Origin of the sequence: Amycolatopsis acidicola (genome assembly GCF_007713735.2) — a bacterium.
Classification (GTDB): domain Bacteria; phylum Actinomycetota; class Actinomycetes; order Mycobacteriales; family Pseudonocardiaceae; genus Amycolatopsis_E; species Amycolatopsis_E acidicola.
Map to the genome: position 1 here is coordinate 96553 of NZ_VMNW02000007.1, position 26462 is coordinate 123014.

The 26462-nt window shown below is 70.4% G+C and carries 22 protein-coding genes; 4 read left to right on the forward strand and 18 right to left on the reverse strand.

Translation table 11 applies throughout. From position 1 onward, the window contains the following. Positions 1 to 5: 5 nt before the first annotated feature. The 6 genes from FPZ12_RS07585 to FPZ12_RS07610 are packed head-to-tail and all read right to left on the reverse strand — an operon-like array spanning position 6 to position 5222. Positions 6 to 1109, reverse strand: a complete 1104-nt coding sequence (locus FPZ12_RS07585; RefSeq protein WP_144752993.1) for a CoA transferase — start codon at positions 1107 to 1109, stop codon at positions 6 to 8. Then, on the reverse strand, positions 1109 to 2233 hold the full coding sequence (locus FPZ12_RS07590) for a CaiB/BaiF CoA transferase family protein (protein ID WP_144752991.1): 1125 nt from the start codon (positions 2231 to 2233) through the stop codon (positions 1109 to 1111). Before FPZ12_RS07590 ends, FPZ12_RS07585 begins: the two co-directional genes overlap by 1 nt. Beyond that, positions 2226 to 3029: an SDR family NAD(P)-dependent oxidoreductase gene (locus FPZ12_RS07595; RefSeq protein ID WP_144752988.1), complete on the reverse strand. Its 804-nt coding sequence runs from the start codon at positions 3027 to 3029 to the stop codon at positions 2226 to 2228. Before FPZ12_RS07595 ends, FPZ12_RS07590 begins: the two co-directional genes overlap by 8 nt. A 14-nt stretch (positions 3030 to 3043) precedes the next feature. Next, on the reverse strand, positions 3044 to 3820 hold the full coding sequence (locus FPZ12_RS07600) for a CoA-transferase subunit beta (protein ID WP_144752985.1): 777 nt from the start codon (positions 3818 to 3820) through the stop codon (positions 3044 to 3046). 3 nt (positions 3821 to 3823) lie between these two features. Continuing rightward, entirely contained in the window at positions 3824 to 4654 is an 831-nt protein-coding gene (locus tag FPZ12_RS07605; RefSeq protein WP_144752982.1) for a CoA transferase subunit A, read from the reverse strand. 46 nt (positions 4655 to 4700) lie between these two features. Beyond that, positions 4701 to 5222, reverse strand: a complete 522-nt coding sequence (locus FPZ12_RS07610) for a MarR family winged helix-turn-helix transcriptional regulator (protein WP_144752979.1) — start codon at positions 5220 to 5222, stop codon at positions 4701 to 4703. A gap of 157 nt (positions 5223 to 5379) precedes the next feature. Here FPZ12_RS07610 and FPZ12_RS07615 point away from each other — a divergent pair, with 157 nt between their 5' ends. Genes FPZ12_RS07615 through FPZ12_RS07625 form a run of 3 tightly spaced genes read left to right on the forward strand, consistent with a single transcriptional unit; the run spans position 5380 to position 8461 of the window. Continuing rightward, positions 5380 to 6276, forward strand: a complete 897-nt coding sequence (locus FPZ12_RS07615) for an enoyl-CoA hydratase-related protein (RefSeq protein ID WP_144752976.1) — start codon at positions 5380 to 5382, stop codon at positions 6274 to 6276. 29 nt (positions 6277 to 6305) lie between these two features. Beyond that, positions 6306 to 7316 (forward strand): NAD(P)H-dependent flavin oxidoreductase, encoded by a 1011-nt coding sequence (locus FPZ12_RS07620; protein WP_144752973.1) that lies wholly within the window; start codon positions 6306 to 6308, stop codon positions 7314 to 7316. After that, positions 7313 to 8461, forward strand: a complete 1149-nt coding sequence (locus FPZ12_RS07625) for an acyl-CoA dehydrogenase family protein (protein WP_144752970.1) — start codon at positions 7313 to 7315, stop codon at positions 8459 to 8461. The genes FPZ12_RS07620 and FPZ12_RS07625 overlap by 4 nt, the downstream gene beginning before the upstream one ends. 36 nt (positions 8462 to 8497) lie before the next feature. Here FPZ12_RS07625 and FPZ12_RS07630 read toward each other — a convergent pair whose 3' ends face one another. The 10 genes from FPZ12_RS07630 to FPZ12_RS07675 form a co-directional block, all read right to left on the reverse strand. Next, positions 8498 to 9715: an NAD(P)/FAD-dependent oxidoreductase gene (locus tag FPZ12_RS07630; RefSeq protein WP_144752967.1), complete on the reverse strand. Its 1218-nt coding sequence runs from the start codon at positions 9713 to 9715 to the stop codon at positions 8498 to 8500. After that, positions 9715 to 11127 carry a cytochrome P450 gene (locus FPZ12_RS07635; protein WP_144752964.1) on the reverse strand — a complete coding sequence of 471 codons (1413 nt, stop codon included), beginning with the start codon at positions 11125 to 11127 and terminating at the stop codon, positions 9715 to 9717. Before FPZ12_RS07635 ends, FPZ12_RS07630 begins: the two co-directional genes overlap by 1 nt. A gap of 20 nt (positions 11128 to 11147) precedes the next feature. Next, a complete protein-coding gene (locus tag FPZ12_RS07640; protein WP_243769722.1) occupies positions 11148 to 11963 on the reverse strand; it encodes a mycofactocin-coupled SDR family oxidoreductase in 816 nt (271 codons plus the stop codon). After that, positions 11960 to 13276 (reverse strand): MFS transporter, encoded by a 1317-nt coding sequence (locus FPZ12_RS46310; protein WP_144752958.1) that lies wholly within the window; start codon positions 13274 to 13276, stop codon positions 11960 to 11962. The genes FPZ12_RS07640 and FPZ12_RS46310 overlap by 4 nt, the downstream gene beginning before the upstream one ends. Positions 13277 to 13337: 61 nt before the next feature. Further along, complete coding sequence (locus FPZ12_RS07650) at positions 13338 to 14816, reverse strand: aldehyde dehydrogenase (protein ID WP_144752955.1); 1479 nt, start codon at positions 14814 to 14816, stop codon at positions 13338 to 13340. A 60-nt stretch (positions 14817 to 14876) separates the two neighbouring features. Next, complete coding sequence (locus tag FPZ12_RS07655; RefSeq protein ID WP_144752953.1) at positions 14877 to 16043, reverse strand: CaiB/BaiF CoA transferase family protein; 1167 nt, start codon at positions 16041 to 16043, stop codon at positions 14877 to 14879. Between the two features lie 77 nt (positions 16044 to 16120). Then, on the reverse strand, positions 16121 to 16558 hold the full coding sequence (locus FPZ12_RS07660) for a MarR family winged helix-turn-helix transcriptional regulator (RefSeq protein ID WP_166462627.1): 438 nt from the start codon (positions 16556 to 16558) through the stop codon (positions 16121 to 16123). A 51-nt stretch (positions 16559 to 16609) separates the two neighbouring features. Continuing rightward, positions 16610 to 17956 (reverse strand): amidase family protein, encoded by a 1347-nt coding sequence (locus tag FPZ12_RS07665; RefSeq protein WP_166462628.1) that lies wholly within the window; start codon positions 17954 to 17956, stop codon positions 16610 to 16612. Next, the gene (locus FPZ12_RS07670) at positions 17953 to 19302 is read right to left on the reverse strand and encodes an MFS transporter (RefSeq protein ID WP_144752945.1); all 1350 of its coding nucleotides are present in this window, start codon (positions 19300 to 19302) and stop codon (positions 17953 to 17955) included. The genes FPZ12_RS07665 and FPZ12_RS07670 overlap by 4 nt, the downstream gene beginning before the upstream one ends. A gap of 149 nt (positions 19303 to 19451) precedes the next feature. Next, positions 19452 to 21698, reverse strand: a complete 2247-nt coding sequence (locus FPZ12_RS07675) for an FUSC family protein (RefSeq protein WP_166462629.1) — start codon at positions 21696 to 21698, stop codon at positions 19452 to 19454. An 82-nt stretch (positions 21699 to 21780) separates the two neighbouring features. On the opposite strand from FPZ12_RS07675, the gene FPZ12_RS07680 reads away from it, so the two are divergent. Next, entirely contained in the window at positions 21781 to 22827 is a 1047-nt protein-coding gene (locus FPZ12_RS07680; RefSeq protein WP_144752939.1) for an alcohol dehydrogenase catalytic domain-containing protein, read from the forward strand. A gap of 1 nt (position 22828) precedes the next feature. On the opposite strand, the gene FPZ12_RS07685 is transcribed toward FPZ12_RS07680, so the two are convergent. Beyond that, the gene (locus tag FPZ12_RS07685; RefSeq protein ID WP_144752936.1) at positions 22829 to 24442 is read right to left on the reverse strand and encodes an amidase; all 1614 of its coding nucleotides are present in this window, start codon (positions 24440 to 24442) and stop codon (positions 22829 to 22831) included. A 28-nt stretch (positions 24443 to 24470) separates the two neighbouring features. Continuing rightward, a complete protein-coding gene (locus FPZ12_RS07690) occupies positions 24471 to 26429 on the reverse strand; it encodes an AMP-binding protein (RefSeq protein ID WP_144752933.1) in 1959 nt (652 codons plus the stop codon). Positions 26430 to 26462 lie beyond the last annotated feature (33 nt).

Genomic DNA, 26462 nt, shown 5'->3' on the forward strand with positions numbered 1-26462 from the left:
CGGCCTCACTTGCTGATCGGGTTACCGGAAAACGCTTGCGTGACACGGGTGTTCTGCTCGGCGAACACCCTGGATCCCGAGGCCCACGGCCTGCCGGGGATCCGCAGCACCCGGCCGTCCGTCGTGGTCAGGTGATCGAAGAAGTCGCGGTGCCGGCTCAGCTGCGGGTCGGCCAGCACCTCGTCGACGAGGCGCACGGGCGCGACCGGCACCGTGTACCGCTGCGCGAGTTCGAGCAGCTCGTCGCGGGTGTGGCTCATCAGCCACGGGCTGATCAGCTCATCGACCTCGTCGGGGTAGCTGATCGCGATCGCGTACAGGTCCCGGTAGCGCTCCTGCCGGGACCAGTCCGGCTGCCCCATCATCTCCAGCAGGCTGTCCCATTCCCGGGCGCTGCGGCAGATCATCGCCACATAGCCGTCCTTGCACGGGAAGAGCCCGAACGGGAACCGGCCACCGGAACCCGGTGCACGCCTGCCGTCCCGGCGCAGCGGGATCCGGTAGTACGTCGCGACCGCCCCGTAGATCCGGACGTAGGAGGCGAGCACCTCGGTGCCGGAGATCTCGGCCAGATGCCCTTCTCCCGTCTCGGCAGCCACGTTGAGCGCTGCCGCCGCGGCGGCGGCTCCATGCAGTCCTAATTGGAGCGAGCCGAGACCGTAGGGCAGCGAAAGCGGTTCGGCATCGGGCCTGCCCACCATGTACATCAGGCCGCTGAGCGCCTGCATCGCCAGTTCGCCCGCGTTCCCGTCGTCCGCCCAGCCGACCGCGGGCAGCCGCACGTAACACATCCGCGGCGCCCGTGCGTGCACCGTTTCCCAGTCGAGCCCGCGTTCCCGCAGCTCACTCGCGGGCAGGTCGGTCACGAACAACGACGCGTAGGGCAGAAGCTCCTGCACCACGATCGCGTCGCTCCCGTCCTGGTGGGTGACGACATCCTTGCCCGCGTCGAGGTAGAGCCGCGCGGCCGGGGACAGAGCGTCCCGTCGGCGTTCGTCCTCGACCGTGACGACATCGCCGCCCGCGTCCGCCATGAGTTTCGCGGCGAAGGCGGCCGCCCTGCTGCCGCCGACCTCGATCGTCAGCGTGCCGTCGACCATCGCGCCCATCAGTGGAACACCCCGTTCGCCTCGTAGTCGCCGAATTCGCGGGCCCCCAGGTACCGCCCGAAGACCTCCTCGTTGTCCTGGCCCAGACACGGGGCCGGGGCCCCAACCTTGGGCACCACGCCGTCGAGCTGCCACGGCACGCTCGTGATCGTCAGCTCGCCGATCAGCGGATGCGGATGCGCGACGCGCTGAAGGAAGCCCCGCTCCGCGAAGCGCTCGTCCGCGGCGACCGCGGCGGGACTGAGCACGGGGGCGCATTCGAGGCCACGCTCGCGAAGCCTGCCGAGCAAGGTTTCGCGGTCCGGCCGCTCCGCCGGCGCGGGGATCTCCGCCCCGGCGGCCACCCACTCGTCCTCGTCGGCGGTCGGCAGTACCGACCACGGCTCGTCCTCGGGGCCCTGGTTCCCGCGTGGTCGCGGGACCGCGCCATCGAGCTGCTGTTCGACGAACGCCTCCCCGATCAGGCTCACGCAGGCCTCGGTCTGCGAGATGTCGGCGTGCTGGCCGCGTCCGGTCTTCCGCCTTCCGTAAAGCGCGGCCAGCGCAAGGAAAACGCCGTTGAACGTGCAGTTCAGATCGGCCAGCGCGAGTGCCGAGCAGCCCACGACCTCGCCATCGGAATACCCGATCAGCCCCTCGATACCGGCCAGTGACGTCATCACCGGGGCATACGCGCGCTGGGTCCGCAAAGGGCCCGTCTGCCCGTACCCGCTGGCCGAAACGATGATCAGCCGGGGGAACTCTTCGAGCAGCGTGGCCACCGGCATGCCGAGGCGTTCCAGCCAGCCGGGCGCGAAGTTCTCGATGAAGAGGTCGGCGTCGGAGAGCAGTTTCCTGAACAGCTCCTTGCCCTCGGCTGTTTTGAGGTTGAGGGTGACGCTCTTCTTGTCCGCGTTCGCTTCGTGCAGCAGCTGGAAGGCTTCGTCGGCGGGGAAGCCCTCGGGATCGTCCGGCCGGGGCAGCCGAGCCCGGTTCACGTCGATCTTCGCGCGCGACTCGACCTTCACGACCTCCGCGCCCAGCTCAGCCAGCACCCGGCCGATCAACGGGGCGGCGACACCGGTGGTCACCTCGACCACCCGCAGCCCCCGCAGCCAGCCGACCTCGCCGAAGACCTCAGACATCGGTACCCACCTCCACGCGCTCGCCGAGGAAGTCCTGCGAGCGCAGCACCCGGCCGCTGACGCCCGCGGATTCCTTACCGCACAACCGGAGTACGGCTTCGGCCAGCACCTCGGGGCGTTCCGTGTCGGGGTTGTCCTCGGTGGTCACGCCGTGGAACACCGTGCCAGGCGTGGGCACGATCTTGCTCGGCCCGATCGCATTGACCGTCACGCCGTCGCTGTGGACCTCCGCCGCGAGCCCGGAACTGAAGCGCTCCAACGCGGCCTTGCACATGCCGTAGAGCGTGGTCGTTCCCTTGGCGCCCCACCGGCTCGGCGGTACCCGCGGGTGGCGGGCCACGTCGGAGGTGAGGTTGCAGATCCGGCCGGAGCCGCGGGCGCGCATACCCGGCAACACCAGCTGGCTCAGGTGCAACGGCGCGTGCACCCCGATGGCGAACATCAGCTCCGCCCGGGCGAGGTCGAACTCCGCGGCCGGGGAGAAATACGCGATCGCGGCGTTGTTCACGAGGATATCGACCCGCCCGAACTCCCGTTCCGCCTCCGCGACGAGGGCTTCCCGTTGCCCGGCGTCGGCCAGGTCGGTCGGCACGGCGATCGCCCTGCCCCCGGACGCGTTGATGGCTGCCACGGTCTCGTCGAGCGTGCCGGACAGCCGGCCCGGTTTCTCGGCCGTGGAGCGCGCGGCCGCGACCACGGCGGCCCCTTCCGCCGCGAGCCGGGCCGCGATCACGGCACCGATGCCCCGGCTCGCGCCGGTGACGATCGCGACCGCGCCCGCCAGTGACTGGGTCATTTCCTTCTCCTTGTTCAGCGCAGCACGCCGGTGCTGTCGACCGCGGCGCGCAGGAGTTCGAGCTCCTCGGGCCGCGGGACCGGCGTCGTCTGGATGTCTTCGTGGTGGGCGAGCTCGAATCCCGTGTTCCGGGTGATCTCCTCGACCGAGGACCACGGGTGCACGGTGCGGACGCGCATCGTGTGCCCGTGCCCGCCGAAGTCGAATGTCCCGAGTGGACTGATCAGCAGGCTGGGGCCACCGCCGGGGAGGCCGAGTGCGTCGCGTTCCGTTCCCGTGCGGCCGAACCCGAGTGCCGAGACGAAGTCGACCTCCGGCCGGAAGTTCCGCGTCGAGTGCTCCCCCATGACGATGAAGAACTCACCGGCGTGTCCGGCGAGCACGCTCGCGCCGATCGCGCCGGGCCCGCGCACCTTGGGTTTCGCCCAGTCGCCGACGGCGACGGTGTTGAGGTTGCCGAACCGGTCGACCTGGATCCCGCCGAGTACGGCGAAATCGAACGCCCGGCGGCTCCAGTCGATGAGGTCGATGTTGTCGCTGAGCTCGGTGAGCGCCTCGGCCCCGTCGATCAGTGCCTCGTCCGCGATGGGCAGGAGTCGTCCTGGTTTCGGGTTCACCACTCCGGACGGCCCGGAGAGGAACGACAGCCCTGGCGCGCTGGTCAGCTGCGCCAGCGCGCACCCCGCCGCGGCGACTTCGGATCGGGTGCCGAGGATTCCCACCGTGTCGTCCCGCAGCTGCCGGGACAGCACCACCGCGGTGAACTCCGGCATCGTTGCCTGGTCCTGCATCGCTCACACCTTCCCGGCGGTGGCCAGCACGTGGCGCTCGAGGTATTCCCGGCGGCCGGCCTCCGTCGCCGCGAGCCGCGAGTATTCGGCGAGATGCTCCAGATCCGGTGGGTAAAGCCCCTGGCTCCCACAGGGTTTCGCGCCCTCGGACGCCGGTACCACCGCGTCGACGAGGAAGCCGGGGATCTTGGTCGCGCGGGGATCCGCGCGGAGTTCTTCGCCGGGCACGATTTCGTCCACCGACGCGATCACCGTGCGCGCGGCGCGGGCGATCAACTGGTCGAAGAACGTCGCGCCGAGGAACTGGAGGTTGCCGTACTCGTCGCCGCGCTGGGCATGGATGAGCGCGACATCGGGCACGGCGGCCGGTACCGCGTAGAGCTTCGCGCCCTCGGCCAGTGGATGCTCGAACGGCCGGTACCACTCCGGGTTGACCGAGGGCAGATCCGTCCCCAGATCGTGGATCACGCCGAAGGGCAGGTCATCAGCCGCCGCGCGCAGGGCCGACGCCAGGCCCGGCCCGTCGATCTCGGCGATCTTCAGCGTGCCTTCCCTTGCCGCGGAACGGAAAGCCGGCGCGAAGCCGAACTGTTCCATGGTGAGGAAGGGAGTCGCGATCTCGGCGAGGCGGCCCGCCGCGATCAGCAGGTCCGGCCCGATCGCCCCCGGGCTGCTCACCAGGCGGAGGTCCCGGGCACCGGAGCGGATGACCTCCCGGACGACCGTCATCGGGGTGTTGTAGAACGTCCAGCCGCCCAGCGCGACCGTGCTGCCATTGGTGACCAGCCCGGCCGCGTCGGCGGGCGTCACGACTTTGGAACGCCGTCGGGTCATGTCATGCTCCTCCTCCACGGCTTCCCGCCGTGCTCGGACGGCGCTGTCAGTCCCGGTATCGCTCCGGGAGCCGCGGCCAGATGTCCGGGGACAACTCGGCCAGCTTCCACAGCGCGGGCAGCGCCGCCGCCACTTTCTCCCGCTCGTCGGCGGAGAGGTCCGCGAGCCGTTTCTCCAGCATCGCGGTGCGTTCTTCGAGTGCTTGCGCCAGCCGCTGGCGCCCCTGCCGGGTGATCGACACCCGGACCACGCGCCTGTCCTCGGGCGCCGCGGTCTTGGTGACGAGCCCGGCGGAAACCAGCCTGGCCACGACCTCGGTCATCGACGAGGTCGCGATGTCCTGCGCCTGTGCCAGCGCCGACACCGTCAGCGAATCGCCCAGCGAGAGCTGGCTGAGCACCTTGGCCTGGGCGGGAGCCAGCGCCTGCGTCCTGGTTCCCGCCCGCAGCCAGTCCCCGATCGTGGTGACCGGGATCCGCAGCGCTTGCGCTGTCTCGTGCAGGGTCAGTTCCGCCGGCGCCTTGGCGAGCAGCCGGCCGAACCGGATGAGTTTGGGGATCGCTGACATGGTCAGATTCTGTAGGGTACCGAACTATCTGTCAACCGTCGATTGCGAAGCCTACTCCTTGCTGTCAAGGAGAAAACCGCGATTGACAATCATCCCGGTATCGTCGCAGACTGCGATGTAGCTAGGTACCCGAAGTATTTTTGGCAAGGGAGCCGACATGACTGCCGAAGGCCGGGACGGCTGGCGGACACCACCACGGGAACAGCACCCGACGCTGGCCGAGATCTCCGCGCGGCTGAAGGTCACGCGCTGCGAAACAGCGGCGAACGGGGTGGCGACGGTGTGGCTGCACCGGCCGGACCGCCGGAACTCCTGGACCGCGCGGATGAACGCGGAGTACCGGGCGATCCTGCGCGCACTGGACGCCGATCCGGCTGTCCGGGCCGTGGTCGTGACCGGTTCCGGGAACAGCTTCTGTGTCGGCGCCGACAGCCGCGCCCTGTCCGGTTACGTGGGCACCAAGTCCTACGATCCCGGGCTGCCGGACGACGCCGCCGAGCCCGGTTACGGGGTCCGCGACGAGTTCGACGCCGACATGGTCTGGCACTACGGCCTGCGCGTGCCGGTGATCGCCGCGGTCAACGGGGCGTGCGCGGGCGTGGCGGTGGCGCTGGCGGCGTTCAGCGACGTGCGGTTCGCCGTGTCCGGCGCGAAGATCACGGCCGCCTCCCCGCGGCTCGGTCTGCCTTCGGAGTACGGCCTTTCCTGGATCCTGCCCCGGCTCATGGGAGTCACCCACGCCGCGGATTTCCTGCTGTCAGGCCGGGTCGTCGACTCGGACTTCCTCGCCAAGGCAGGGTTCTTCAACGCCGTGTTCCCGCGAGCCGAGTTCGCCGAAGCCGTCGGCGACTACGCCGCGCAGCTGGCCGCCGCGTCACCGCAGGCGGTCACCTTGGCCAAACGCCAGCTCTACACCGATCTGCTCCAGCACGATCCGGCCTTGTCGGTGCGGCGGAGCAAGGACCTCACCGGCCGGATGATGACCACCGACGATTACCGCGAAGGTGTGTCGGCCCTGGTCGGGAAACGGGCTCCGGTGTTCGGGCCCGCTTGATTCCCGCGCAGACCGATGGAGGCTCACCCATGTCCCACCCGCGAGGTCCCCTCGCCACGCCCTACACCGAACTGGTCGGCATCGAGCATCCCGTCGTCCAGGAAGGCATGGGGCCGTTCAACACCGCCCGGCTCGCGGCGGCCGTGTCCAACGCCGGAGGCCTGGGTACCGTCAGCGTGCCGGGCACGGCAGGCGATCTCCACGAAGCCGCGCGGCAGCTGCGGGACCACATCGAGTCCTGCGCGGCCGCGACGGACAAGCCCTTCGCCGTCAACATCCCGGTGGGGCACGGCCGGGACGGGCAGATCGCGAAGTTCGCCCGCGTCTACCTCGACGAGGTCCTCGCCGCGCGGAAGGCCGACTCCGCACTGGAACGGCAGCTGAAAGTCCTCACCACCTCGGCGGGGTTCCCCACCGGCCTCACCGCCGAGCTGCACGACCACGGCCTGCTGCACCAGCACAAAGTCGGCTCCACCCGGCACGCGGTGAAAGCAGCGGCGTCCGGAGTCGACGCCGTCATCGCGGCCGGCCTGGAAATGGGCGGGCACGCTCCGGCCAGCGGCATGCATTCGTTCGTGCTGCTGCCCAACGTCGTCGATGCCGTGGACGTGCCGGTGCTCCTGTCCGGCGGCGTACGCGACGGCCGGGGACTGGCCGCCGCCCTGTGCCTCGGCGCGCAAGGAGTCGCGCTGGGCACCCGGTTCGCGGCCACGATCGACAACACCGACTGGCATCCCGCTTATGCCGAGGCGATCCTCGACGCGGGTGAGGGCGACGACGCGGTGCTGGACGGTGTCTTCGGCCCGTGCCGCGTCAAACGCAACAAGGCCTACGCCGCGTTGAGCGCGAATCCGGTCGGGTCGGCGGAAAAAATCGAGGCGATGCGGCGCGCGCAACTGGACGGCGACGTCGAGAACGGGCTCGTCCTGATGGGACAGGTCGCGAGCGGGATCACCGGTTTGCACCGCGTCGCGCGGCTCGTTCCGCAGCTGGCGCGGGACGCGGCCGCTCTGGTGGCGAACACGAGGAGGCAGGGATGACCTGGGATGAGGGTTTGACGTGGGCACCCGAGCTCACCGACGAGGAGCAGCGCTGGCAGCTCGTCGCGGAAGAGCTCGCGGGCGGCCCGTTCGCGCTACGGGCGGCCGAGATCGACGCGACCGGGAACTACCCGTGGGACAACGTCGGCCTGCTCACCGAATCCGGGCTGACCGGCCTGCTCCTGCCGGCCGAGTACGGCGGTGAAGGTGCTCCCCTGTCCGCGGGGTGCGCGGTGGCCGAAACGATCGCCCGCGTCTGCGCTTCCACTTGCACCATCTGGAGTTCCTACGCGATCGGCTCGCTCCCGTTGCTGTACGCGGGATCCGAAGCGCAGAAACGGCGCTATCTCCCCGAAGTCGCGGCGGGCAAGGCGATCGGGTTCGGGCTGACCGAACGGCACACCGGGTCCGACCCGTCGAATGTCCGCACCAGCGCGGAGAAAACGGCGGACGGGTGGTCACTCGAGGGCGAGAAGTGGCTGGTGGGCAACGGCGGTTCGGCGCACTACTACACGGCGTTCGCCCGTGATGGCGGGAAACTGACCGCCTTCCTGCTCGAGCGCGACGGCGACCGGCTGGTGATCGACGACTACCAGGACAAGATGGGCCTGCGCGGCACCACGACGAGCAATCTCAAGATCGACTGCGAGGTGCCCGCCGATCGTCAGGTCGGCGAGCGGGGCCGCGGGCTGGCGCTCGCCCTGCAGACGCTCAACACCGGCCGGGTGCTCGCCGCCGCGCTGTCCTGCGGGATCGCCGAGGCCGCCTTCGCCGCCGCCTCGCGGCGCGCGGTCACCCGCGAAGCGTTCGGCGGGCCGATCATCGGCCACCAGGGCATTTCCTTCTGCCTCGCCGATGTCGCGACCGAACTGTCGGCAGCCAGGATGATGACCTGGCAGGCCGCCCGCGGCGCCGGACCGGGCGGTCCCGACAGGCAGCTCTCGTCGATGGCGAAGCTCTACGCCAGCGAAGTCGCCCACCGTGCCGTCGACGCGGCGCTGCAGGTGTTCGGCGCGGAGGGCTACGCCAAACCACATCCGGTCGAGCGGGCGTACCGGGATCAGCGGATCCTGGAGATTTTCGAGGGCAGCTCGGAGATCCAGCGCGTCTCGCTCGGCCGCGGCATCGCCGCGTTCTACGCCTGAGTCGTGGTGGGCCCGGGGTGCCGGGCCCACCACGACTCAGGCCTTCGCGAGCAGCGACTTCAGCTCGAAGCAGTCATCCGCGGCCTGCTCAGGCGTGACGTGCACCCCGGCTGCGAGCAGACGGCGTGCGGCCATGTGATCGGCCGGACGCGCCACGGACTCCACGGCGGTCAGCTCCCCAGCACGAAACCGGAACGCGGAGAACCTCCGGGCGGCCACGTCACCGCGCAGCACGATCTCGTCGGCTTCCCCGGAGAGACCGGCGATCTGCAGTTTCAGCCCACCCTGGTCACTCCAGAACCACGGCACAGCGTCGTAGGCGCCCGCACGCCCGGCGATGCTCCCGGCCAGGTACCGCGCCTGGTCGACCGCGTTCTGCACCGACTCGATCCGGCCCCGGCCCGCGCCCGAAGGACGGACGAAGGCGGCACAGTCGCCGATCGCGGAAATCGCCGGATCCTCCGTGCGCAGCCGCTCGTCCACCACGATCCCGTTCCGCACCGGCAGTCCGGCGTCGCGTGCCAGTTCCGCGTTGGGCTCGACCCCGATGCTGCTGACCACGAGACCGGCCTCGGCCGGCTCACTATCGACCACGACCCGGCACTGCCCACCGGGTAACGGTTCGATGGAGTCCACTGTGGACCCGATACGGAAAGTGACGCCGTTTTCCTCGTGGTGGGCGCGAAACGCCTCCCCCACGACGGGGCTGACCGCCCGGGCCATCAGACTGCCCGCCGCCTCGACGACGGTGACGTCCACTCCCCTGGCGGCCGCCACGGCCGCGAACTCCAGCCCGAGGAATCCCGCGCCCACGACGACGGCTTTCTCGGTCCCCGCCAGCCTTTTCCGCAGCCGGGCCGCGTCGTCCAGCGTGCGCAGCCCGAGAACCCCGGGCGTGTCCGCGACGAGACTCCTGTTGCGGGCGCCGGTCGCGAACACCAGCTGCCGGTACGGATGACGCCCGCCGTCGGCGGTCAGCACCGCGCGCTCCGCGCGATCGACCCGGGTGACTCGCGTGGCGAGCGTCAGCTCGATCCCGCGCCCGGCGTAGTGCTCGTGGTCATGGAACGTCAGCGCCCCGGCCTCGCAGGCGCCCCCGAGATAGGCCTTCGACAGCGGAGGGCGCTGGTACGGCAGGTGTGGTTCGTCGCCGAGTACCCGGACCGGGCCGGGGTACCCCTCGTCCCGCAGGTAACCGGCCAGGTGGCACGCGGCCTGGCCGGCTCCCACGATCAGCACGCCGGCGTCGGCCATCAGGACTCGACCTTGATCGCCAGCGCGGGGCACAGGCGCGCCGCCTCGCGCACCGCCTCCCGCTCGGACTCGGGCGGATCCTCGTCCAGCACCACGACGAGACCGTCGTCCTCGTTCTGCGAGAACACCGCGGGGGCGGCCATCGCACAGAGGCCACCGCCCACACAGGCGGATTCGTCCACCGAGAACTGGGGTTTCCGCTCGGGCCGCCGCGATGTCCAGGTCAGCGGAAGCGATTTGATGCCATACACGAACGCGTCGAAGTTGAAGTTCAGCTCCCGCTCGGGAACCGCCAGCCGCAGCGCCGGAAGACGCTGGAACAGCGTGCTGAACACGATCTCCAGCTCCGCGCGGGCCAGCTGCTGACCGAGGCACTGGTGCACGCCGAAGCTGAACGCCAGGTGGTGCCGCGCTTCGCGGTGGATGTCGAACGCGTCCGGGTCCGGGAACTGCTCCGGGTCCCGGTTGGCCGCGGTGACCATCGCCAGCACTCCCTCGCCCGCCCGGATCAGCTGCCCGCCGACCTCGACGTCCTCCAGCGCCACGCGCGGGCCGTTGTAGTGGACGATGGTGTGGAAACGCAGCATCTCCTCGACCGCCCCCGGCACCAGCCCGGGGTCCGCGACCAGTTCGTCGCGCTGCGCGGGGTTCAGCAGCAGCGAGAGGGTGCCGAGCGCGATCATGTTCGCTGTCGTCTCGTGCCCGCCCATCAGCAGCAGCTCGATCGTCGCCAGTGCCTGTTCCCGGCTCAGGTGCCCCGGCTGGACCTGTTGGGTGACGAGCCTGCCGATCAGGTCGTCGTGGGCGTCCGGGTCGCGCATCTTTTCGGTGATCAGCTCGTCGAGGTAGGCGCGCATCTCTTCGCCCGCCCGCACCGGTACTTCCGGGGCAGCGGTGAGGTCCAGCTTCGCCTGTGCCCGCTCCTGGAAGTACTCGCGATCTTCGTAGGGCACGCCGAGGATGCCCGCGATCACGGTGGTGGGCAGCGCGAGCGCGAACTCCTCGGCGAAGTCGGCGGGTGGCCCCTTTTCTTCGAGCCTGCCGAGGAGTTCGTCGACCGTCCGCTGGATCGCCGGGCGCATCTTGCGCACCTGCGCGAGCGTGAACTCGCGGGTGAGCATCCGGCGGTGGCGGGTGTGCTCGGGCGGATCGAGCCGGATCAGCGGCGCGGGTTCCTCGTTGATCAGCAGGGAAGCCCGCGCCGGCGAGATGAACGGGTAGCCGGGCTTCCCCGGTTCGGTGGAGAACCGGCGGTCACCGAGCACGGCCTTGACGTCCTCGTAGCGCGTCAGCAGCCACGCCGGCTTGCCGTCGGGCATCGTGACCTGGCTGACCGGTGCTTCCGCACGGAGCCGCGCGTACTCCGGCGGCGGGGTGAACGGGCCGCGCCGCATCGGGAAACCGACACTCATCGTGCCTCCTTCGTCCTGCGTCAGAAAATGGTGTTGCCTGCGTCGACGACCAGTTCCGCGCCGGTCATGAACTTCGCGTCGTCGGAGGCGAGGAACAGCACGGCGTTGCTCACGTCGCCTGGTTCGAGCCGCTCCACCGGCAGGGCGTTGACGAACGCGCCGCCGAGACGCGGGTTGGTCTCGATCAGCTCGCCGATCCGGGCGAGGCCATGGGTGAGTTCGGTGACCACGCCCGCGGGATGCACGACGTTGACCCGGATGTGGTGCTGCGCCAGTTCGTTGGCCAGCGTGCGGGCCACGCCCACGAGCCCGTGCTTCGCGGCGACGTAAGGGGCGAAGAACGGGTTCCCCTTGACGCCACAGGTGGATCCGGTCGCGATGACCGATCCCCCGCCGGCCCGGACCAGATGCGGGACCGCCACGGTGATCGTGTTCCAGGCGCCGGTCAGGTTGGTGTCCAAAGTGTCCTGCCACACCCGCGGCGTGACCTCGTCCCACGCGCCGAGCACGCAGATGCCCGCGTTGGCGACGACGATGTCCAGGCGGCCCAGTTCTGCCACCCCGCCGGTGAGCGCCGCCTCGAGCTGTCCGCGGTCACGGACGTCGGCCTTCCGGGTCACCACCCGGCGGCCCAGCGCCCGCACTTCCTTCGCGGTCTGTTCGAGGTCTTCCTCCGTCGCCATCGGATACGCGGTGGTTTCGTAGTCCTCGCAGATGTCGACGGCGATGATGTCGGCGCCTTCGCCCGCCAGGCGCAGCGCGTGGCTGCGCCCCTGACCGCGTGCGCCGCCCGTGATGAAGGCGACCTTGCCGTCCAGTTTTCCCGTTGTGCTCACACCGGCTCCTGTTCCGTGGATTTCGACTCCTGGATCCGAACGTCGTCCCAGTGGTTCCGGCCGAACGTGACGGCGATGGCGCCGAGCACACCGAGCACCGCGCAGTAGGCGGCGATCCAGCCCCATCCGGTCGCGTCCCTGGTGACGATCGCCGAGGCCACCAGCGGCGCGAACCCGCCGACGACCCCGGCCAGCTGCTGGCCCAGCGAGACGGCGCTGGAGCGCACGTCGGCCGGGAACAGCTCGCAGTAGAAGGCGGGCGCGATCCCGTTCACCACGGCACCGCCGAGGCCCAGCACCAGCACCGCGCCGAGCATGATCAGCCAGCTGTTCCCGGTGGCCAGCAACGCGAAGAACACGAAGATGAACGCCGACATGCCCAGCAGGCCCGCGATCAGCAGCCCGCTGCGCCCCAGCCGGTCCGACAGCGCGCCCCAGCCCGGGATCGTGGCGGCCAGCAGTGCCACGGCGATCGTGACGAGCGTGAGCATCATCGTCCTGGACACGTGGAACTGCGTCGTGCCATAGGAAAGCGCGAAAACGCTGACCATGTAGAAGATCGTGTTCGGCCCGCCGGACAGCACCGTCGCGACCAGGACCTCCTTGTAGTGGTGCCGGATCACCTTCACCACCGGCAGCTTCGGGACCAGCCCCGCCTCGCGGAGCTTCGCGTGCTGCTCGGGTTCGGTCACCGCCCGGCGCAGGAACAGCCCGACGCCCGCGATCAGCACCCCGATCAGGAAGGGCAGCCGCCAGCCCCAGCTGAGGAACTGCTCGTCCGGCAGCAGCGACAGGATCGCGAAGATCGTCGTCCCGATGACGAGCCCGAAGAAGGAACCCGCGTGCAGGAAAGAACCGTAGAACCCACGACGGCCCGGGGGCGCGTGCTCGACGGTGAGTGTCTGCGCGTTGCCCATCTCCCCGCCGAGCGCCAGGCCCTGCACGGCCCTGAGCACCACCAGGCCGACCGCGGCGGACTGCCCGATGACGGCGTTGGTCGGCAGGATGCCGATGCCGAAGGTCGTCAGCCCCATCAGGCCGAGCGTCAGGTAAAGCGCTTTCTTGCGGCCGTAGCGGTCACCGATGTGCCCGAACACGATCCCGCCGAGCGGCCGGATGACGTACCCGACCGCGAGCGTGGCGAACGCCGCGACGGTACCCACGGCCGGCGAAAGCCCGCTGAAGAACAGCTTGTTGAACACCAGCGCGGCGGCGGTGCCGTAGATGAAGAAGTCGTACCATTCCAGGAGGTTCCCGATCGAAGCCGACAGCGCGACGCGCAGCGGCCCCGGGGTCCCGTCTCGTTTGCCCATGATGTTCTCCTTGCACGCTCGACGTTGAAAGTGCACCTGCGACGAACTTCAGGGCCACGGCTCAGGCGGCGGGCCCCACCGCGATCGATCGCGGTTCGAGATAGGCGGCGAATCCTTCCGGGCCGAGTTCCCGGCCGAGGCCGGACTGCTTGAACCCGCCGAGCGGGCTGCCGAACGCTTGCGGGTGCCCGTTGACACTGACCATCCCGGTGCGGATGCGGCGCGCCACGGCCAGCGCGCGTTCGGCGTCGGCGCTCCACACGGATCCGGAAAGCCCGTACACGGAATCGTTCGCCATCGCCACGGCTTCCTCTTCGGAGCCGTAGGTGATGACCGAGACCACCGGACCGAAGATCTCCTCACTGGCCACCCGCATCGAGTTGCGGACGCCCGCGAGCAACGTCGGCGCGGCGAACCAGCCGTTGTCCAAAGTGGACCCGAAAACCGGGCGCCTGCCGCCGACCACGACCCGTGCCCCTTCGGCCTTTCCCGTCTCCACATAGGACTCGACGCGGTCACGCTGCGCCTCGTTGATCAGCGGGCCGAGGTCGGTGCCCGGGTCGAGTGGGTCGCCGACACGTTGCGCGGAATACGCCGCCGCCAGCGCCTCCACCACCTCCGCTTCGCGCGCGGAGGGGACCAGCACCCGGGTCTGCGCGATACACGCCTGCCCGCTGAGCATGAAGGACATCGGCAGCAGCCCGGGCACGAGCTGCCCGAGATCGGCGTCAGGCAGGACGATCGCGGCCGATTTGCCGCCCAGTTCCAGCGTTACCCTGGCGACGCGCTCGGCGCACAGCGCCATCACCCGGCGGCCGACCGCGGTGCTTCCGGTGAACGCGACCTTGTCCACTCGCGGGTCCGTGACGACAAGCTCACCGATGTCGCGGCCGCCGGGGACCACGCTGAGCACGCCTTCGGGCAATCCGGCCCACGCCAGTGCTTCCGCGAGCGCGTAAGCGGACAACGGCGTGTCCGGCGCGGGTTTGAGCACCACCGAACAGCCGCTCGCGAGCGCCGGGGCCAGTTTCATCACCGGGTTGCTCAACGGGCCGTTCCACGGGGTGACCGCCCCGACGACGCCCACCGGCTCCCGGCTGACCAGGCTGCCGTTCGTCCCGTCGTGCCGGTGCTCCTCGTACTCGAACTTCTCCGCGTAGTCCGCGTAGTAGCGAAGGGTCCGGATCGGGTTCGGGATGTGCACGCGCTGGGCGTACGACAGCAGGACACCCATCTCGGACGTCATCAGGTGTGCCAGTTCGTCCAGGTGCGCCTCGAGGATGTCCGCCGCGGCACGAAGCACCCGGGCACGCTCGGCGGGCGCGGCACGACTCCACACGCCGGAGGCGAAACTCGCGCTCGCCGCGGCGACAGCGGCGTCCACATCGGACGGAGCCGCGAACGCGGCGACACCGGCAACCTCACTGGTCGCGGGATTCAGCACATCGGCGCGAGTACCGCCCGAGGGTTCGCTCCAGCGGCCGCCGACGAACAACCGTGGCCGCTCGGCATTGGCGATTGACTTACTACTAATTGTCATCGCTTCTCCAAAAAATTGTCGTACAGGACTGTAAGCCTGCTCACAGGGGCGGTCAACACCTCACCGCCCGGGGCGCACGGCCTCCTCGTCGAGCCAGGCCCGCACGGAATCGTTGTGCTCACCCAGACGCGGTGGCGGCAGATGCCGTTCGCGCGCACCGGCGTAGGGAAGCCCGTCGAACCGCAAAGGCGGCCCCGGCAGCGCGACGCGACCCGCCGCCGGGTGGTCCACTTCGATCAGCAGCCCCTGCGAACGCGTTTGCTCCCAGGCATAAGTCTCATCCAGGGTCCGGACTTTCCCTGCCGGGACACCGATTTCCCGGAGCCGCCCGAGCCAGTGCCCGGCACCCTCGGCGGCGAGCACCCGCTCGATCGCCGCCGTCAGCTTCCCGCGTTCGGCCACCCGGCCGGAGTTCGTGGCGAACTCCGGCTCGTCGAGGTCCAGCAGCTCCGCCAGCCGTTTCCAGTGCCCCTCGCTCCCGCACGCGATCTGCACCGGCGAATCCGCGGTGCGGAAGAGGCCGTAGGGGGCGATGGACGGATGCTGGTTGCCGGTCGCCTGAGGCACTTCCCCCGCGACGGTCCACCGGGTTCCCTGGAAGGCGTGCGCGCCGACGATCGCCGCGAGCAGACTCGTGCGCACGACTTTCCCTCGCCCGGTGCGATTTCGTTCGTGCAGCGCGGCCAGCACGCCGTAGGCCCCGTACATCCCGGCCAGCAGATCACCGATGGGCACCCCGGTCTTGGCTGGTTCGCCCGGTCCCGGGCCGGCCAAGGACATCAGCCCCGCCTCGCCCTGCGCGATCTGGTCGAAACCGGGGCGGTCGCGGTCCGGGCCGTCGTGCCCGAACCCCGTGATCGACAAGATGACCAGGCCGGGGTTGAGCTCCCGCAACCGCGGAATCCCGAAGCCGAGCCGGTCGAGCACGCCCGGGCGGAAGTTCTCCATCAGCACGTCGGCGCGGGCGATGAGCCGGGTGAGCAGCTCCGCGCCTTCGGGCGTCTTGAGGTCGGCCGTGACCGACTCCTTGTTTCGGTTGCAGGAAAGGAAATACGTCGACTCCGGCGCGTCGGCCGGGCCGGCGAACGGCGGCCCCCACCGCCGGGATTCGTCCCCATCCGGGGATTCCACCTTGATCACCCTGGCGCCCAGATCGCCGAGCATCATGCCCGCGTGCGGCCCGGCCAGCGCGCGGGTCAGGTCCACCACCACAAGATCGGAAAGCATCGTCGCTCCTCGCCCGGGATCGCCCGTCCGAAATAATGCTACGTCTTTTTGTAGAAACTACAAGATTAAGTAGAAGATCAGAGATAACGGTCGGCGATGGCCTGGTTGTAGCGGTGGAACAGGTCCGCCACGGTCCGCCGGTCCTCCTCGGACCAGCCCGCCAGCATTTCGGCCGTGCCGACGCGGCGCTGTTCGCGAATGTCGCGCATCACCGCCCGGCCCTTCTCCGTGGCCGCGACGATGCTGCGCCTGCGGTCCCGGGCATCGGGCTCACGCGTGACGAGCCCGGCCTTGTGCGCGGCCGCGACCTGACGCGCCGCGGTGGACGCGTCCAGCCCCAGCTCCGCGGCCAGCGTCATGACGTCCAGCGGCCCGGACTGCTCCAGCGTGAGCAGCAAGAGGTACCCCGACCGGTCCGCTTCCGCGTAGAACTCACCGCGCCGCCTGAGCATCTCCAGATTGCGAGCCAGCACGGCGGTCTCGAACTCGATGGCCTCGATCGGCCCGGGGTCCACGTCAGCGATAGCTGTACCATACATGTTTTGGGCGGACGAGAAAAGCACGGTTCACCGCCCCGTTCCGGCCAGCAGGGAAATCGCCTCCGCGGCGCGGATGACGGAACGGTCGGCCATTCGCGGCCCGATGACCTGGACCGCCACGGGCAGACCGTCCGCGGATGCGCCGACCGGAACGGCGGCGGCCGGGAGGTACAGCGAACTGGCGATCCCGGTCCACACGGTGAGCGAGGAGCCGAGGCGGACGGATCCGTCCGGCGCCACGATCTCGCGTTCCCTCGATGCGCCACGCTGATCGTGCGGAAACGCCACCACGGGCGTCACAGGGCAGAGCAGCAGATCGACGGTGTCGAACCATTCGGTCCAAAGTGCGCGCTGGCGGGCGCGGGCGCGCAAGGCGCGAAGCCAGTCACGGGTGTCCACGGGCGGACCTTCCGGATGGCTCAACGCGGTTTCCGCGCGCAAGCACGTCAGGAAAGCGTCGTGAACCGGACCGAGCGCGGGATGACCTTCGACGAGCCGCGCACCGGCGCTGTCCAGCAGCCCGGCCACGCGGTCGAGAGCCGCGGCGATGTCCCGGTCCGGCGGCGCGAGCCGATCGCCGGGCCACACCGCGACCCGCAGTTCGGACAGGTTCGTCCACCGGGGTTCCGGGAGTTCGAGCCGCCAGGCCGCATCCGCCGGAGTCCCGGCCAGCACCTCCAGCACCAGCCGGAGATCGGCCGCGCTTCGCGTGATCGGGCCGAAGACGTTCATGTCGAGCTGGTACTCACCACCGCCGGCCGTGTCGAGGTAGCCGTCCGCCGGCACGATCCCGAACGTCGGCTTCAGCGCGAAAGTGCCGCAGAACGCCGACGGGATCCGCAGCGAGCCACCGATGTCGGTGGCGAGGTCGAAGGCGCTGAGGTTCGTGGCGACGGCGGCCGCGGAGCCGCCGGAGGAGCCGCCACTCGTGCGTTCGGGCGCCCACGGGTTTCGCGTGGTACCGAACAGTTCGTTGTGGGTTTCGACATCTCCGCACCACGCCGGGGTGTTCGTCTTCCCCAGCAGGATGCCACCCGCCCGCCGCAATTTCGCCACGGCGGTCGCGTCCCGCGCGGGCACGTGGTCCCGCAGCTCGGCCGCACCACTGGTCGTGCGGACATCCGCGGTGGCGATGGCGTCTTTGACCGTGAAGGGCAGGCCGTGCAACGGACCTTGCCAGTCACCGCGGAATGCGGCGTCGTCGAGTTCGGCCGCGCGGTCGCGAGCGCGTCCGGCGTCCAGCGTCACCACCGCGTTCACCGCGGATTCCCCGATCCTGGCAAGGAAATCCTCGACGAGCTCCTTCGACGACAGCTCCTTGCGCCGGATTGCCGCGGCGGCCTCGCTCGCGGTCAACTCCGCTGGGGCCGTCACGCCTGCTCCGCAACCCGCGCGGGGGCGGATCGCCCTGCCGTGACGTTCGTGCGCACGGCAGCCAGCCCGATGATCGCGAGCGCGGTGATCAAAGCGAGGGCCAGGTACAGCACGCTGTCGGCGTGGACCGCGCCGAGCAGCGAACCACCGAGATACGGGCCGAGCACCGCACCCCAGCGGCCGACCCCGATCATCATCCCCTGGCCGGTTCCGCGCGCCTGGACCGGATAGGTCTGCGCGCACACGTTGTACAGGACGTACAGACCGCCGTGCACGAACATCCCGGTGGCGCCGACCGCGACGGCGGTCAGCCACCCCGTCCCGGCAACCCCGATCCCGGCGATCGACACCGCACCGAGCGCGCACCACAGGACCATCAGGTTCCGCGCGCCCAGCCGGCGGTCCGCGATCGCCGCACCCAGCAGACCGCCCACAATGGACACTCCCTGCAATGTCGCGCCGAGCGCGAACCCCGACGAAACCGCGAAACCCCGCTCGATCAGCAAGGTGGGTGTCCACGCCGTGATCCCGTATGCCGCGAACAGCAACAGGAAAGCGGAGTACCAGAGCGCGACGGTGCGGCCGCGGAAACCCCGGCTCAGCGGGAGACGCCAGCCGCCACCGGAGGCCGGCGTCTCGACCGTCAACCGCGCCGCCCGGAAAGCCTGGGCACGACCGGGGTTCATCCTCGACAGCACGGCCGCCGCCCGGTCGTGCCTGCCATGCGCCACGAGCCATTCCGGCGACTCCGGGAGGACGAACGGCACGATCAGCGCGAGCAGGATCGTGCCGCCGCCGAGCAGAAACAGCGAATGCCAGCCGAGCGTGGGTGCGACGAAGATGCCGAAGAAGCCCGCCAGGATGCCGCCGACCGAGAACCCCGAAGCGCCCAGCACCGAAAGCCGGTTGCGGACCAGCCGGGGCAGGCATTCGTTCAGGTAGGCGACGCCGAGCGGCAGCAGGATGCCGAGCCCGAGCCCGGTGCACAACCGCAGCGCCAGGAACAGCCCGAACGAGTTCGCCGACAGCCCGGTCACCACGCTGAACACCCCGGACAGCAGCAGCCCGGCGATCAGCACCGGGCGCCGCCCGAACCTGTCGGCCACCGGCCCGTGCAGCAGCGCGCCGATCGCGAACCCGACCAGCCCGGCCGAAACGAGCAAGCCGCTATCAGCCCCTGACAGTCCCCAAGGCTGTTTCACGAAGGGGATGACGTACGACGGGACGAGCGTGTCGATCCCGTCGAAAACGATCGCGATGGCGATCACGGTCACCAGCGCCCAGTGGAAGGGGCGCACCGGTGCTTCGGCGATTTCCCGCCGGACATCAAGGACTTCGTCGGCCATGGGGGGTTCCTCGGCTCGGTGGACTCGGACCGGAGCAGCGGGCGAGGAGGCCCGGAGGGATCGCGTGGCACGCGGCGTCACTGCCGGGCTGCCACTCCCGGTCCGGGTCCTCACCGGACAGCGAAATACTACATTCAAACGTAGTTACGTCAAGTTTTCGTCGCAAGATCGTCATCGCGGGCGAGCGTGACATCGGCCTTCGTGCACCGGCCGGACCCCAGGAACAGCCAGGTCGCGACCGCCGCGTACCCGGGCGCCGTCGCCACGACCAGATGTGCTCCGGCCTCGCCCGAGTCGAGACGGTACCGGCCGTCGGAGTCACCGTGCCCGACCCGGGAGGCGCCACTGCCCAGGCGCACCGCGGTCACCGTCGCGGCGACAACGGGCGCGCCGTCCGGTCCGGCGACCCGGCCCGAGAGCACGGCCTTGGTGTGTCTCCCGGCCGTTTCCGCCAGATCGTCCAGGAGCTCCCGCACTCGCGCGACGCCACGGTCGCCAGGATCGGCCCGGCTCCATTCGTGCCAGGGGAACTCGCGGCGCTCCGACAGCGTGTGGCTCAACTGGGTCGCGCGCACTGGGTGCGGCGAATCGTGCGCGAGCACGGCGAGCCGGCGGGTGTGCGCCACGAGCGCCACGTAACCGCCTGACCGAACGGAAACCTTGCGGGTCCACAATGGACGCGCGGCGGCCGCGAGTGCGAACTGCCGCCGGTGCTCGTCGACCGCACGGGACAACGTGGGGAGACACCCGTCACCGGCCGCGGGACGGACCTCCTCCAGTAGTTCCCCGAGCGCCTGGAAAAGCCGCCGCCGGGCGAGCGATTCCGCGTCCCTGGCCCGCACCGGCAGCACCACCCAGGCCACCAGAACCGCGATCGCGGCGCCGAGCGCGGTCTCCGCGAGCCGGATGGGCAGCAGCCCCGGATGGTAGCTGTGCATCAGGTCGTAGAGCTGGAACACGCAGAGGGTGATGAAGAAGACCAGCACCGCGTAGGAAACCGGCATCAGGTAGTAGCCGAGCAGGCAGCTGAGGAGCACGGCGGGGATCACCAGCGCCGGGTTCCCGTGCAGCAGCGCGGTGACCGGGATCGCGACCAGGCAGCCGAGTACCGTGCCGGCCACCCGGTGCAGGCCACGGGACACCGTCTCGGCCACCGTCGCGGGCCCGAGCAGCACGATGAACACCGCGATCAGCGACCAGTAGTACTGCGTCGGCGACACCGGCATGCCCAGCACGATCGCCAGCGCCGCCGCGACGGTCGTCTGCACCGCCTGCCGCACGGGCAGCGCACCCCCGGCCACCGCCGCCGCGACTCCCGCCATCCCGGGCAGGGCACCGCCGGGCCCGACCGCGACCACCGGCGTGAACCCGGCAGCCGGATCGTGTCCGTCCGCTTCGTGCCAGCCACGGCCGGCCCGCACGCAGGCCAGCACGGCCACCGCCGTCTGCCAAGCCGGGTCCTCCGGGCCGGCGAGCAAGGATTCCAGCCGGTGTCGCGCCTCTTCGGCGGCTTCCTCGTCCGAGCCCCGGGCGAGCAGGCGCAGCACCGGAACCCAGTGTCCGGCCGTGCCGGGCGAACCGCCCAGCCGGCGGACCGACTCGACGATCACATCAACCGCCGCTTCGCTGCGCAGCAAACGTTCACGGACGAATGCGGCGTGACCGGTGTTCCTGGAGGACGCCGGATCGGCGAGCCAGCCCTCGACAGTCAGGGCGACACTGGACAGCCGTGCGTAGCGGCGGTCCAGCCGGGTGCGCCGGACCCGGCCCGGGCGCTCGAGCAAACCCGCGGCTGCCGCGAAAACCAGTTCGGTTCGCCTGTGCCAGCCGCGCAACGCGTGCCGCAGAGAAGCGTGCGGCCGGTGCCGGAACAACGTCAGGGACAGCACCACGATGCACAGTCCGGCGACCACCTCCGCGCACACCAGCGACGGCAGCCGTGACACCGGCGGCCGGACGATCATGGAGACGTAGCACCCGGTCCAGCCCACCAGGCCCAGCACCGCGAACGCCGGCCCGTAGCGGCGGACGAGCACCGCGCCGAAAGTGATCGCGACGAACCCGAGGAGTTCCGCGACCGTGCCCGCCTCCTCGCGCAGCAGCACCGCCACCGAGATCCCCGCGGTCGCGGCGACCGGCACGGCCAGCCCGAACCGGATCCGGGCGCTCGCGGTGCGCTGAAGCACCGCGGCGGAGCCCTGCATCGCCGCCACCCCACCGGCCAGCATCGCCGTCAGCGCGCCTTGACCGGGGAACACCAGGGACGACACCAGGAACTCGGCGAGGAGTGCCACCCCGAGGCACAGGGTCGCGGCCCAGGCGCTCCGCCACCGCGCGAGCCCCGGATCGAGCGCCGCGAACCACCCGGCGACACGTCCACTCCAGCCAGCCCGCACCGCACGACTCCCGTATGCTCGGATCACGATATAGATGTATCGTACATGTATTGCCGGAACGGCCCGGCGGAATCGAGGAACCATGCGCGCGATCCAGTACCAGGGGGTCAGCACCGTCGAACTGACCGAGGTGAAGCGGCCGGTTCCGCCGCCGGGGCACGCGCTGGTGCGCGTGCGGGCCGCGGGGATCTGCCAGACCGACGTCCACGTGCGCGCGTCGCCGGTGGAGATGATCCCGGCGGGCACGGTGCTCGGGCACGAGATCGCCGGCACCGTCGAGGAGATCAACGGCCCGGCCGCCGGGCTCGGCATCGGCGGCCAGGTGGTGATCCATCCCGTGTGGTCCTGCGGCGTCTGCCGGATGTGTGTCGCGGGCAGGGAAAACGCGTGCCGGAACACGGCGGGCCGGATGTCCCCGGCGCCGACACCCGGTGTTTCGGTCGACGGCGGCTTGGCCGAGTATGTCTCGGCGCCGGTGTCCGCGCTCGTCCCCGCGGACGGGCTTGATCCCGCGTTCGCGGCCGTGCTGCCGGACGCGGGCCTGGTGCCGTTCCATTCGATCAACGCCGCGCGGGACCTGCTTCGCCCGGGCTCGACGGCGGTCGTGATCGGGATCGGCGGGCTCGGCCAGTTCGCAGTGCAGCTGCTGCGTGAGCTCACCGGCGCCCGCGTCATCGCGATGGACGTCCGGCCCGAACCGCTGGAAGTCGTCGCCGAGCAGGTGGACCAGACGCTGTTGAGCACCGATCCCGGCGCCGCTGGCGAAGTGCTGGCCGCGACCGGGGGTTACGGCGCCGACTTCGTGCTCGACCTCGTCGGCAACAGCGCCACGCTCGCCTTGTCCGGCGCGATCGTCGCCCCCTACGGCGCGATCCGGGTGCCCGGCCTGTCCGACGGCGTGTTCGAGTTCCAGACCTCGCAGCTGCAGACCGCGCTCCCCTGGGGCGCGTCGCTCACCCGTCCCTACAGCGGCACGCACCAGGAACTGCACGACCTGGTCGCGCTCGCACAGACGGGCCGTCTCACCGCGAATCTCGTGCGGTACGGCTTCGGCGACGCGCTGCGGGCGATCGACGATCTGGAGGCGGGAAAGGTGCGCGGGCGCGCGGTCGTGGTCTTCGACAGCTGAGTCAGGGAACCGCGAGCGGGCTGAGCGGGTCCTCATAGCGGGTTTCCGGGACTGTGTAAAGGAGATCGGTGTTGTACCGCACCATCGGCAAGGCCGCGGCGACGGCACCGCGCTCCTCCTCCGGCACGGTCAGGCCCGCCATCCGCAGGAGCGAGTCCGCCGTCGGATCCGGTCGCGGCGCGCTTTCCGGTGCGGCGGCAGGAGCCGGGGCCTGCGACGGTTTCACCTCCCCCGGGCGTCGCAGATGCCATTCCGTGCGCGACTGGAACGCGTCGCCGGCGCGAAGTACTGTCGCTTCGGCGAAATGCGGCCCTACGATCTGCGCTGCAAGCGGCAGGTTTCCCTCGCCGAAGCCGATCGGCACGCTCAACGCCGGGTTTCCGAGACTGTTCCAGTACGCGGTGTGATAGGCGAAATCCTGGCCCGCGAACAAAGTCGCCGTGTAGGCCGCGGCGTCGCCGACGTAGGGCGCGGGCCGCGTCACGAGCGGGGTGACGATCAGATCCACGTCCTCGAACACGGCGCCTACGAGCTTCCGGCCCGCGGCCCGCACCCGTTGTGCCTGGACGTAATCGGCTCCCGAGACGAACGCACCGAACCCCAGCGCGGCCCGGGTGGAGGCACCGTAGTCGGACCACCGCGTGCGGATGTCGGGAGCGTGGTAGGTCAGGGCCTCGGTCACGATCGACACGACCGCGGCGGCCGTGACCTCCCGGTACCGCGGCAGTTCGACCGGGCGCACGATGGCACCCGCCTTTTCCAGTGTGGCCACGAAATCCGCGAACAACCCCGCCAGCGCGGGATCGGCGCTGGAGTAGCGGGTGAGGTCGTCGACGCCGATCTGCAGCCCGGACAGGTCCCCGTCGAGTCCGGCGGTGAAGTCCGGCACCGCGCGCTCCGCCGACCACGGGCAGGACCCGTGCCCGGCCATCACGGCGAGCAGTGCGGCACAGTCCCGTGCGCTCGGCGCGAGCGGGCCGACGCAGTCCAATGTGTACCCGAGCGGGACACAGCCCGATTTGGGCACCCGGCCGAAAGTCGGTTTCAAGCCGGTCACCCCGCACAGCGCGGCCGGCATTCGCACGCTCGCGCCGGTGTCGGTGCCCAGCGCGCCCAGGAACATCCCGGCCGCGACGCCCGCGCCGGAGCCGGAACTGGAACCACCCGACCACCGGCCGGGATCCCACGGGTTCCGCGGGAGCGGGAACGGTTTCTCCGGATCCGGGGCGCCGAGAGCGAACTCCATGGTCGTGGTCTTGCCGACCACCAGCGCTCCCGCGGCCCGGAGGCGTTGGACCACCGTCGCGTCACCGGAGCCCCAGGCACGGTCGAGCACCAGGCTCTGTCCCGTGGTCTCGCCGTCCTGGGTGGTGATGATGTCCTTGACCCCCAAGGGAATACCGAGCAGCGGCCGGTCACTGACGCCCCCGGCGCGCGCCTTGTCCGCCTCTTGGGCGGCGGCGAGCGCGCTGTCGGGGAACCGCGACACGAACACGCCCAACGCGGCGTCCAGGCGATCGGCGGCCTCGAGTGCCTGTTCAGTCAGTTCGACGCTGGTCACCCGGCCGGATTCCAGTCCAGCCAGTGCGCCGGTGATGGTGAGGTATTCGATCATCGGTGGTCTCCGTTCAGGTCCGGTCGGTTCAACGCTTGACCGCGGCGACGCGGATCTCCGTGCTGAACTCGTATCCGGCGAACGCGGCGCGCAGCGCACGCGGAACGTCGTCGTCCGGGTCGTCCAGCGTGAGAACCGCTACCGGTCGCAAGCCGGAATGGTCGACGGTGATGTGGAACCGTGAAGAATCCCCAAGCACCTCGGCGGCGACCCGGCCCGCCACACGCTCGATGACGTCCCGGCGCAGCGCGGGCTTCGAGATCTTCCCGACGGGCGTCAGCGGCAGCTGATCGAGCACGATGATCTCGACCGGCACCGAGGCTCGTTCCTGGATGCGGGATCGGCAGAAATCGAGGAGCTCGGCCGGATCGGCGGTCTTCCCTTCGAGGAGTTGCACGTACGCGATCGGCAGCTCGCCCTTGAGCGGGTCGGGGCGGCCGATCGCCGCGGCCAGGTGTACCGCGGGATGAGCGGCGATGGCCTCCTCGACCGGCGCCGGGTCGATGTTGTGCCCGCCGCGGATGATCAGGTCCTTGGCGCGCCCGAAAATCCAGACGTACCCGTCTTCGTCGACGGTGCCGAGATCCCCGGTGCTCGCCCAGCGCCTGCCCTCGTCGAGCCCCTGCACGAACAACTCGTTCTGCGGGGCCGGATCGAGGTAGCCGGGCGTGACGGTGTCGGTGCCGAACACCAGGAGCCCCCGCTCCCCTGGCACGCATTCCCTGACGACCACGTTGTTCTCGTCGACTTCGACGGCCTTGACCCGGATGTGGGGCAACGGCAGTCCGGCGGAGCCGACCCGCGGTTCGCGGTCGTGTCCGGGATGGCCGGTCATCGTCCCGTGTACCTCGGTCATCCCCCAGTTCTCGCGCAGCCAGATGCCGAACCGGTCGTGGAACGCGCGCACCAGGGCGAGCGGCACCGTGCTGCCGCCGCAGTGGAAGTCGGTGATGCTGTGCCCTTCCGACGACGTACCGGGAACGGCGAGGAGCGCGGCCGCGGTCGTGGGCGTGGCCAGCAGCGAGGTCATCCGGTAGCGCCGGGCGATGTCCCAGAAGTTCGCCACGACGCCCTTGTCCCGGAACCCGTCCGGGGTCAGCGTCAGCAGCGTCTGTCCATAAAGGAATGTCCGAAGTCCGAGCGAAAGCGTTCCGCCGCAATGGAAGTTCGGCATTCCGTGCCCGACCACGCCGTCCTGCCGGGCGCCCATCAGCGCCCCGACGTTCCAGGCGACGGTCAGCTGGCCGCGATGGGTCATCCGCACCAGCTTCGGCGCACCGGTGGTGCCGCCGGTGGGCATCCGCATGACTTCGGCGTCCGGATCGGCGGACGGCGTGAACGTCAACCTGCCCGCCGGATGCGCCGCGAGCGCGGCGGCGAAGTCGTCGGGCGAGTCCGCGGCGTCCACGAGCAGGATCCGCCGCAGCGTCGGCACCGCCGCCCGGACCCCGGCCAGCTGTGCGTCGTCGAACTGCCCCGGCGTGGTGACGAGCGCGGTCGCGCCGGTGGCGTTGAGAATGGCGGCCACCGCGTCCGCTTCCAGGTAGGGGTTGACCGGGATCGCGATGCCCGCAGTGACGGATCCCCAGGTGGCGATCATTCCTTCCGGCACCATCGGCAGCAGGACACCGACCGCGCCCGGGGCTCCGGCCGCCGTCTCGTGGAACAGGTTCGCCGCGCGTTCGATCGCCTCGGCCAGCTCCCGGTAGGTGACCGTCCGGGGCGGATCGTCCACGCGGTGCGAACGCAGCTGGATGATCGCGGCCTTGTCCGGATGCTCGGCCGCCGCCGCCCGGATGGCCTCGTACACGGTGGCGCCTTCGCGCAGCGCCTCCGGCGGATGCTCTTCGACGCGCCGGATGTCGGCCGGTGACCGCAGCCGCGCCCTGGCTATCCGCCCCTCCCCCGGCGCCGCTCCCGGCAGCCAGAGCGGGTCACCGGAATCCGCCCGATCCTGCGAGCCCGGCGGGGATTCTGGTCGTGCCATGGGGATTCGCGCCTCCTCGATCACCTGCGCTGG